Below are 6,497 nucleotides of genomic sequence, written 5' to 3'. Positions count from 1 at the left end.
AAGGAAGCAGAGGACTAATGCGCCAGAAGAGTCTTACTTAGCGAGCGTCCAAGTTCACCCCTGCTTTCTTTTAATAAATTTACTCCCTTTTGACAAGTACAAAGTAAAGGCGAGCGTCTCGCTCGTGCCGGTAGATAAAAATAAACCACTGCAATTGTACTGGTTTTTGCTCTTTCATTATTAAAAACTATTATTTTTATCAATATAAACACGACCTTGGAAATATCCGTGTGAGTTTTGTCAAAGACAGCGCAGGAGCTCTTGAAATCACAGATGCTAATGATTATTACCCATTTGGGATGAACCATCTGAAAACTGGAAATGCTAGTTATAAGAATTACAAGTACAATGGTAAGGAACTTCAGGAAAGTGGAATGTATGATTATGGAGCAAGATTTTATATGCCTGATATTGGAAGATGGGGTGTTATTGATCCATTGGCAGAGAAAATGACGAGATATAGTCCTTATAATTATGCTTTTAATAATCCGATTAGATTTATTGATCCGGATGGAAGAGAAGGTTTGGGATGGATTAAGGATAAAAAACAGGGGATGTCTTTTGGGATAATAATACTAATAGCCAAAAAGAATTTAATAAGAATTATAAAGGCAAAGAAAAAAACTTTTCTTATGTAAGTGATAAAAACGATTCTAGTACTTATAATCTTACTAACGGATCTGGATCGCCAAAAATGAATAGTTGGGTAGAAAATAGTAGTGAAGATGGTCTTATAGCTCCAGAAATCACTATGACTTTTATACCAAAAAATAAGAGTTCAAGCTCTGGATGGTTTCAAACTTATATATCCAATACTCCCGATTATAATGGAAGTGAAATGAGTTCTGTGCCTGGAGTTTTAGATGAGAGATTAGACGGCGAAGGTCTTGTTCAGGGATCAAAAGACTTTACAAAACCTGAATATTTTGATGTACCAAAGCTTAATACACTCCATGATACTCCTCAAAGAGAATATTTTGGACAGAAAGTTGATAAAAACTCATCTTCGGCAGTAAAATGGGATGCACAGTCTTCTATGATTATCAATGGTAAAGCTTCATTTACAGTAAAATGGGGATTTACATTATTTGGAACAAGTGGTGAAGATCATAAGTATAATTCCCCAAGAATCATTAATCCTAATAAAGTAACTAAACAACATACAAATGCGATTCCTTATCTACATAAATAAATTTTTAGTCTTATTCCTATTTTTTATTTCTATAAACTGTTGGTCTCAAAATTTAAAATTTAGATACCCTAAAGAAGTTGAATCAAATGATATTATACTATTAAATATGTTTAAACATAGAGATGGTAGATTTATTGATGAGACTGAAATAAATCAACTATTTACCTTTCTTAAAGGAAATAACGATAAAAAATTTAAAATTAGAATACACATTTTTGGAGGTGCTTCAAGAGGAACTATGTCCTATACCAAAAGTTTAAGTGATAATCTAAGTAAAAAGTTAAATTTGGCTAATCTCAATAGCAACATGATTGAAGTAGAGAATTGTGGGGATAAATACCCTATATTTTGTGTAGGAAAAAATGAATTTAAACGCAGAAATAATAATAGAATAGAAATTATTTGTTTTTAACACAGTCATATTTTTTTAATTAAAATTTTTAAATTTTTTGGAAGTAAGTATTTTACCTGTATGTAAATCATCTAGGAACAGCAACTGTTGTATCAAAGTCTGCGGAAAAAGTAGTTGACGAAAAAACTATAAAAAATAATTATGAAAAAAGCTGAATTTAATTCTATCATTTTTTACTATACGCTAATATTATTATTTGCTATACTTTTAGTGTATAATACTTATATGCTTTTTATAAGTCATGATTATTTCATAATAATTCCAATAATCATACAAATATTTTTATTGATATTGATTTTTGTGAGATATGTGAAAGTTAAATTAATATTAAAAATATGGACTATAATTTTTTTAATTATTGCTCCTATAATGCAGTTGATTGGAAAGCTTTTGAAAGATGCTTCTTATGATTATCAATATATTAATATAAATGTTTATGTTGTTCCTATATTAATGCTTATAGTAGGGATTTTAATGTTTTATTTTATCACTACAACTATTGATAATAAAAGTTAATTGTAGTTAAAGTTTATTATGTTTCAAAAATGTTGGTTTCCATTATTAATGGGCTTTGACAAAGAAAATTATAAATAAAATAATTTAAAAACAGGTAATCTAAATGGTTGCCTGTTTTTATAGAAAAAGAATATACTTACAATTATACCGATCAGATAGGGAACATCAGACAGGCATGCTTCCGGTAACCTGAAGATAGACAGAACGACTCATTTTTATCCTTTCGATTTGGAGTTTGGATGGGATCTGAGTACTTCTCTTTCAATATCTCCAAACTATGCATATTTTTCTCAGGAACAAGAAAAGCAGATGGAAACAGGATGGGTCTCTTACAGATGGAGAAATTATGATCCGACTATGGGTAGATTTTTTGGGATTGATCCTTTGGCGGAGAAGTTTCCTCATAATAGCACATATGCATTTCAGGAAAATATGATAGGAATGGGTATTGAATTAGAAGGATTAGAATTACTTAGAAATAATTCAGGATATTTTGCTATTCGTGGAAATGAAATGATTGTAAAACAAGCTCCGGCTTCACAGAGAGACAGTTTTGGAAGGCCATCTTTCACAGCCGCAGATATTGGTTTATCAACAAATGGATATAATCCCACAGTACCAAGAATAAGTTCCGGGGAAACAGGATTGAAGCTAAATTCTTATAACTATAATGGAGCGAAACCTGAAGGCGCAACAATGGAAAATGCGGAAACAGAGAGTATGGGAGAACAAGGAGTTGAAACAACAGGTTCAAATAAATTAGCTGAAGCTAAAGAAAAATTGGCTACTGTAGCAGATGGTGTAAAGGAATTGATGAACAATGCTTTTATGGCTATGGATATACCTGCTGCTAAAAAGTACAGATGACCATGTAAAAGCAGCGAAAGATATCAATCTGGTTGAAGGAAATGCAAAATTCATGGGGCAGGCAATAGGTCTTGTTGATAATAGTGGTATTAAAATGAATAGACAAACAAGAAATGATGTTATAAACTATGTTTATGATGGTACGTTATCTACTAAAGGTTTAATGCCAAATTCATCGATTATTCAAAATGGTAATACTATTTTAAAAGCAAATAAATTACCTATTCGTCCAACCCAAGATCAAATAAAAAAAATGCTAAACGATAAACAAAAACAAATTGAAAAAAATCTTAGAAATATTCCACAATAATGAAAATATTTAAACTAATACTTATACCTATAATTTTGTTCAGTTTTAATAATTGTGTCAATCAGAAGCAAAAAGATGAAGACCAAATTAAAAAAACAGTCAAAAACTTTTGGGAAAAACTAAAAGTAATGGATAAATAAATTAAAATTCAAAACATGAAAATTTTAATACTATTGATATTGCCAGTTGTGTATTTTTCACAAAACAAAGAAAATTATACTGATTAATAGAAAAGACTCAAGTTCAATTTGGATTAATTAAAAAGCTTTGACAAGCTACTGGAAATATTTTATATGAAAGTACTTGAGCGAAAGCAATTCATTTTAATAATATTGATTAAACATGTCAAAAAAAATTATTGTTCCAAAAAATAAAGAAGCTGAAATTGCGCTGGATTACGATACAGCAAGCCCAGAGCAGATTGTAGAATTAAGTATAACAAATGATGAATTTAAGGAATTATGGAATAGTGGAGTCTTTATTCTAATTAATAAAATATCAAATAGTAATATTGATGAGTTTGAAGATGAGCATATTACAAATTTAGATTCTATACATAATTCATTGAATAAATTAAAAAAAAGTTCTAATAGCTCAGATAAAATCAATAGAATGTTTGAATTGGCTTTATTATATGAAACTAGCATACATTTTTATTTTTAGCCGTTCTACGCAAAGTCTGTGACTTTGAGTTGATAGAATAAAAAGCTATTGCAGAAGCTACATTAAAAATAGAGCAGGAATAGAGCCCATTGTATTATCCGTATGGATTAAAACATAAGGGGTATCATATATTAACAGGAAATTCTGCATATAAATCTTAAAGATCAATAAGGTAGATCTGTAACGGATTTTGCAGTACAAATTGAAGAAAAAGAATTAATCGAGATTCTTGAATCATAATCTCATACTTAAAGTACCATATCATCAGATACGGTACTTTTTATTATATAAGTAAGATTTATATCAATATTAAGACTGCTTACGTCGTCGTCCGGAAACCTTTTTGTCAAGATCTTTGATATCCTGTCTCAGTTCACGGAACATTTCTTTAAAGTTATAGCTTTCATAATCACCAGGCTCAAAGTCTTCCGGGAAAATTCCTGAAGCATATTGCCAGATTTCCACCACTTCTTCAAAAGGAATATCATAAGGCTCATAGAAAGAGTTATCAGCGCTTACAGAAATTGTATTTTCTTTTGTTTCCTTAAAACGTTTATAAGTAATACCATCATTCAGGGTTACAAAAACATAGGTTTTACCCGGTTTTAGTTCGTTGATTCCTTCTACATATTTTCCTACAATATAAGAACCGTTTCTGAATGGAGGCATAGAGTCTCCATCTGCAGGGAAAGCTCTATATTTCCCATTATTCAGAAAGGGAAGGGCAATACGCTGCAGGCTCTCAATATAATCCACATCACTGTACCCCTCAAGATATCCCATGGAAGCTTTTTGAGGAATAATTTCTATGGTATCATTCCCATGAGTATCTACAGCCACAGGAAGAACGATTCTGTTATCCGGAAGTTTCAGCATATCATCCATCGGGTATTTCTGAATATCTACCGACAGCATAAGATCAATGCTTACATGAAAATATTTGGAGATTTTCACCAGCAGTTCGATAGGTGGTTCTGATATCCCATTCTCGTATTTGGAATAGCGGACTCTTGAGATCATCAGTTCATCAGCTACATTCTGTTGAGAGAGCTTTCTCTTGGCTCTTAAAAAGCGTATATTATTTGAAAAAATTGACATTGATAAAAGTATGTCAGCAAAAATACAAAATTTGAATTCGTTATCAATAACTATGACAGGTTTTACCATCATAAGTAAAGAAATTTAACTTCATTGTTCCCATTTTTCAAAAAAAGGGAATTCAAGGGCTTCACACAATCAATTTTCAGGGTACAAAAATCTCGTTTTGGGGTAAATAAAGAGCATATCATAAGATTTAAATAATAATCATAAATAAATAGAATATGATACATAAATAATAACTCCAAATTTCACAAATTGAGTTATTATTTTTAACATTTAGAAAATCAATCAGATATAAATAAAAATGATATTTTCATTAAAAATACTTTATATTAATGAAATATTAAATTATATAAATATTTAATTAATTTATTCAAAAAAAACTTGCAATCATGCATTTATTATTCATATATTCGTGATGTAATAATCATATAAAATTATAGTTATGAAAAACTTAAAAAAATTGGACAGAAACGAATTAAAAACTATTTCAGGTAACGGATTACTAGATCCAATCGGTGGACTACTAGGTGGACTAGGTGGTGTTATCGGTGGTGTAGTAGGAGGTGTAGGAACAGTCGTTGGCGGTGTTGTTGGCGGTGTAGGTTCTACAGTAGGTGGAGTAGTAGGTGGTGTAGGTACTATTGTAACTAACGCTTTATGCCAAACACAATGTGTTGTGAATGGTGTAATCCACATCAAATTACTTGAGTGTGGTTCTACTTGCTAATCAGTAAGTTTCGACATTAAAAAAAATTCTACCGCTCTTTTCAGAGCGGTATTTTTATGCACAGGTAGTACATGCGATGAAAATCTGCAAATTTACTTTTCTTAAAAATAAATACGATCAACATATGTAAAGGGATCTTACAATTTAGCAGTCTACATTTGCTTTAATAATTTTAAGAGAAATACAATGAAATCTATAGTATTAAGTTTGCCGGCGCTCTGTATGGGGTTTCTGGCATTTTCACAAAACACAACCAGCAACACTCAGCAAACCAATATGAATACAATCAAATACAAAAATCCAAAAACTCTTTTTGATCCGACACCTTATGCTTTTTCTCATTCCGCAGCACCTGCCGAATCTGAAGGAAAGTATGTATTCATATCCGGACAAAGCGGAGGTGAAGGATTGAATCATCATCTGTCTGAAGATTTCAGAACCCAGGTTAAAATCTCACTGCAGAACTTAAAAACTGTACTGGCTGAATATGGATTAGAAGTGAAAGACGTCCTGAAAATTACCATTCTGATTGTAGATCATAACCAGGAAAAGCTTACAATATGGTCTGAAGAAATTCATAAAGTATGGAAGGGGCATCAATTTCCGGCAAGTACCTTAATCCCGGTTCCAAAATTAGCACTTGATAATATGCTGATAGAAGTAGATGCTGTAGCTTTTATGAAGAAAGACAAAGCAGAATAAGCGC

General features: G+C 31.1%; 10 protein-coding genes. 9 read left to right on the top strand and 1 reads right to left on the bottom strand.

Annotated features, from left to right (window positions below; all coding sequences use genetic code 11):
- The first annotated feature begins 230 nt into the window (after nt 1–230).
- From C1634_RS14455 to C1634_RS14425, 7 genes are all read left to right on the top strand, one after another.
- Nucleotides 231–638 carry an RHS repeat domain-containing protein gene (locus C1634_RS14455; protein ID WP_317047495.1) on the top strand — a complete coding sequence of 136 codons (408 nt, stop codon included), beginning with the start codon at nt 231–233 and terminating at the stop codon, nt 636–638.
- 56 nt (nt 639–694) lie between these two features.
- Nucleotides 695–1,192, top strand: coding sequence for a hypothetical protein (locus C1634_RS14450; protein WP_103235590.1), 498 nt, complete (start codon nt 695–697; stop codon nt 1,190–1,192).
- Nucleotides 1,193–1,298: 106 nt separating this feature from the next.
- On the top strand, nt 1,299–1,604 hold the full coding sequence (locus C1634_RS14445) for a hypothetical protein (RefSeq protein ID WP_123921465.1): 306 nt from the start codon (nt 1,299–1,301) through the stop codon (nt 1,602–1,604).
- A gap of 141 nt (nt 1,605–1,745) precedes the next feature.
- Nucleotides 1,746–2,120, top strand: coding sequence for a hypothetical protein (locus tag C1634_RS14440; RefSeq protein ID WP_123921463.1), 375 nt, complete (start codon nt 1,746–1,748; stop codon nt 2,118–2,120).
- Between the two features lie 228 nt (nt 2,121–2,348).
- On the top strand, nt 2,349–2,987 hold the full coding sequence (locus C1634_RS14435; protein WP_103235641.1) for a hypothetical protein: 639 nt from the start codon (nt 2,349–2,351) through the stop codon (nt 2,985–2,987).
- Complete coding sequence (locus C1634_RS14430; protein WP_103235642.1) at nt 2,941–3,297, top strand: hypothetical protein; 357 nt, start codon at nt 2,941–2,943, stop codon at nt 3,295–3,297. Before C1634_RS14435 ends, C1634_RS14430 begins: the two co-directional genes overlap by 47 nt.
- 342 nt (nt 3,298–3,639) lie before the next feature.
- On the top strand, nt 3,640–3,960 hold the full coding sequence (locus tag C1634_RS14425) for a hypothetical protein (protein WP_103235685.1): 321 nt from the start codon (nt 3,640–3,642) through the stop codon (nt 3,958–3,960).
- 309 nt (nt 3,961–4,269) lie between these two features.
- Here C1634_RS14425 and C1634_RS14420 read toward each other — a convergent pair whose 3' ends face one another.
- Nucleotides 4,270–5,058 (bottom strand): XRE family transcriptional regulator, encoded by a 789-nt coding sequence (locus C1634_RS14420; protein WP_109738659.1) that lies wholly within the window; start codon nt 5,056–5,058, stop codon nt 4,270–4,272.
- A gap of 448 nt (nt 5,059–5,506) precedes the next feature.
- On the opposite strand from C1634_RS14420, the gene C1634_RS26030 reads away from it, so the two are divergent.
- Both C1634_RS26030 and C1634_RS14410 read left to right on the top strand, forming a co-directional pair.
- Nucleotides 5,507–5,791 (top strand): bacteriocin-like protein, encoded by a 285-nt coding sequence (locus C1634_RS26030; RefSeq protein WP_165835330.1) that lies wholly within the window; start codon nt 5,507–5,509, stop codon nt 5,789–5,791.
- Between the two features lie 186 nt (nt 5,792–5,977).
- Complete coding sequence (locus C1634_RS14410) at nt 5,978–6,493, top strand: RidA family protein (RefSeq protein ID WP_109738657.1); 516 nt, start codon at nt 5,978–5,980, stop codon at nt 6,491–6,493.
- Nucleotides 6,494–6,497: the final 4 nt, after the last annotated feature.

The organism is Chryseobacterium viscerum, from assembly GCF_002899945.2.
In the GTDB taxonomy this organism is placed as follows: domain Bacteria; phylum Bacteroidota; class Bacteroidia; order Flavobacteriales; family Weeksellaceae; genus Chryseobacterium; species Chryseobacterium viscerum.
This window is presented reverse-complemented; position numbering and strand designations above follow the sequence as displayed.